We start from the raw sequence: 1,004 nt of genomic DNA, 5'->3' as shown, positions 1-1,004 counted from the left end.
AATAATTGATGGGAAATTTTCTTGATTTGGCGCATCTGGAAAATGCTGAGTTTCTAATGCAAATGCGGTTCTAAAAGCATCTTTTACGCCCGATTTAAATTGATTTTTTCCCTCCATAAAATTACCGCTGTAAAACTGAATACCGGGCTCTTTTGTAAACACATCCATTTGTATCCCACTCTTATCTCCTACCACAGTCGCTGCTTGGTACATTCCCATTGCTTTCGTTTTATTGAGAACAAAATTGTGATCATAACCCTTTCCATTAATTAATTGTTCATTTTCAGTATTGATCCGTGCTCCAATAGTCTGAAAATTCCTGAAATCAAATGGAGTATCCTTTACATTTCTCAACTCTCCAGTAGGAATAAGACCTGCATCTACCGGTGTAAATCTATCTGCAAAAAGCTTCAACTTGTGATTAAGAATACTTCCGCTATTTTCTCCATTTAAATTAAAGAAAGCGTGATTAGTAAGGTTTACAACTGTTTTCATATCTGTGGTTGCTTCATAATCCATTTTAACTGTGTTATCTTCAATTATAGAATATGTTACCTTAACGTCCAGATTACCCGGAAAACCTTCCTCCATATGTTGAGATTTATAACGTAATACCAAGGTTTTAGAATCTGGTTGCTCAGCATCCCAAACAACATATTGAAACCCTTTTATTCCGCCGTGCAATGCATTTTCTCCATTATTTGTCGCGGTTGTATATTCTTGACCATCTATCTTAAATTTACCCTTGGCAATCCTATTGCCTACACGGCCAATGGTTGCTCCAAAATAGGGTTCGCTAGCAGTTGCAAAACCTTTAATACTATTCATACCAGATACAACATCAGTCAATTCTCCATTTTTATCTGGCACCCAAAGTCCCACAATTCTTCCTCCATAATTTGTAAAGGCAGCTTTTAAATTATCACTTTCTATCCAGTATAAACTCACTTTTTTATTGTCAATGATTGTATCAAATGCTGCTGGTTTCAACATCTCATCCTTGT

General features: G+C 36.0%; 1 protein-coding gene. It reads right to left on the bottom strand.

Annotation, left to right across the window (positions count from 1 at the left end; translation table 11 throughout):
- On the bottom strand, positions 1-1,004 hold a 1,004-nt coding region (locus DSM00_RS15475; protein ID WP_164916359.1), incomplete at both ends, for an aldose epimerase family protein.

Origin of the sequence: Leeuwenhoekiella aequorea (genome assembly GCF_004104375.1) — a bacterium.
GTDB lineage: Bacteria > Bacteroidota > Bacteroidia > Flavobacteriales > Flavobacteriaceae > Leeuwenhoekiella > Leeuwenhoekiella aequorea.
Note: the sequence above shows the minus strand (reverse complement) of the source record. Positions and strands in the feature narration are given on the sequence as shown.